The following is a 1921-nucleotide window of genomic DNA, read 5'->3' as shown; positions in this document are numbered from 1 at the left end:
AATCCCGACTTTATCACTTAAAAAATACAAAAGGGCAGCTAACCCCTTGCGCGACAAGGGATTTCGCTGTTCTTTAATCTCGTTTAGGTGTTGTATATGGAGCTTTGGCGTAATTTTTGAGTTCTTCAAACTTCACGAACCCTTTGTTCCATTCCATGCCTAATAGTCTATTTAGTAGCTGCATATCTGGACTTTCTTGTAGTCTATAGTAATTATCTTGTAACCTAGTTGCTTTGGCACTGTTGAGAGCATTAGCGATTCTCCTTGGACTCATCTTCCAATTAATTTGATGTTGGAGGAGTCGAAGATGAATTAAAGCGATAAAACAAGTCAAAAAATGTGCCTGTATATGATTTTCTGTCCATACATAAACAGGTCTACTTTCAAGCTCTGTCTTCGTGATGCGGAAGCAATCCTCAATTTTAGCTAACTCTTTATAAGCCTCCAACATCTCTTCATCTGTCATTCCAACTTCACTTGTTACAAGAACATTCACACCATCAAACTGAGCATCAAAATCAACCTGCTCATGGTCAATGGTAACAAGTGGGGAAAAAGGCTTTAGTTCCCCTGTTTTTTCATCCAGATAGTGGAGGTCTAGATATTTCTTGCCTCCTTTTTTACTGGTCTGTCGAAAGAGTTCCGCATTGGTTAGTTGGCTGGCATATTCTAAAGCACCTTCCCGACGAATCCGTTCTCGATCAGCGTATTTCTTAGACCAAGTAATCAGAACTTTCTCTTTGACAAGTGGAGAATCCTTCTTCGTTCCCAGCTTGCGTTCACGTAGATAGGACTTCTTTGCGAAGGTCAACTCCTTATTAAATTGCCAATCGTTTGGATTTAGAATTTGTGTTTGTAGCTCCTTTGAGGCGCCACGCCGTCCACGATGCTTCTGGGAGAAGAGCCATCCATCTTTTTGATGAATCATCTCAGAAATATTGTAAGAGCTATTCATAGCCTTATCGGCCACCACCACAATACGCTCAATTCCAAACTGTTTTTTAACTTCCTCAACAGCTGGAAGATAGGTAATAGGATCTGTTTGATTTCCTCTAAATAACTTATAACTGATGGGAATTCCATTCGTATCCATAAATAATCCTAATTGGACAATGGGTTTGGGACGATGTTCCTTACTAGGACCTCGCCTTCTTAGTCCTTCTTTTAGAATTTCACCATCAACTGAAACAACCGTCTCATCGGGGATATCTGTTTCAAAGTAGTAGTTCGTTACATCGTAGAAAACTAAACGTGCTTCACGCTTGGTCATGCGACTCACTTCTTTATGAAGATGAAGCAGAAGTTTTTCTTTCAAGGTATCCAACTTATCTAACGAACGATAAATAGCGTTGAGGCTTATTTCCCAATGACCAAATAAGTTTACTTGAGAAGCATAAGTAGATAACTTACTATCTGGATTGAGGACTCTCTGAAAAACTAATAGTTTTAAAACTTGAGCCAAATCGTACTCTGATTTCGATTTCACTGTCTTTAGAAACTCGGTTAGTTTTAACTCTTCAAACAGGTTATCCAAGACCATCCAACCATAGGACTGATCCACCTCATTCATAGGAGCCAGTAGGTCATAGCTTACTTGAAAGAATTGAGGTTCTGTTAGTAGACCTTCCTTTGCCTCACGTTTCAAACGTTCTAAGATATCAGGTTCCTCTACCTCTAGTTCATCTAAGAGACCATATTTTTTCAAAATACGCTGTCTGACTTTTCCATCTTTTCGATATCCCTCCACAAGATAGACATGAGTACGCCCTTCTTTGTTGGTTGTTGTTTTAATAAATGCCATACTCTATTATAGCATACATAATTATATACAACAAACAAAAAAGTTGAAAAATAGTCGGAAAATCCAGATGTACCAAGGGATTAAGTAAGGTCGGCGGAGAATTAAGTGATAAAGTCGGGA

Annotated in this window: 1 protein-coding gene; it reads right to left on the bottom strand. The window is 38.9% G+C overall.

Features of this window, described 5'->3' with window-relative positions:
• Window positions 1-73: 73 nt before the first annotated feature.
• Window positions 74-1801, bottom strand: coding sequence for an IS1634 family transposase (locus HT693_RS11555; RefSeq protein ID WP_000874118.1), 1728 nt, complete (start codon window positions 1799-1801; stop codon window positions 74-76).
• Window positions 1802-1921 lie beyond the last annotated feature (120 nt).

Source organism: Streptococcus sp. 2154 (assembly GCF_013277255.1).
GTDB classification, from domain to species: domain Bacteria; phylum Bacillota; class Bacilli; order Lactobacillales; family Streptococcaceae; genus Streptococcus; species Streptococcus pseudopneumoniae.
Note: the sequence above shows the minus strand (reverse complement) of the source record. Positions and strands in the feature narration are given on the sequence as shown.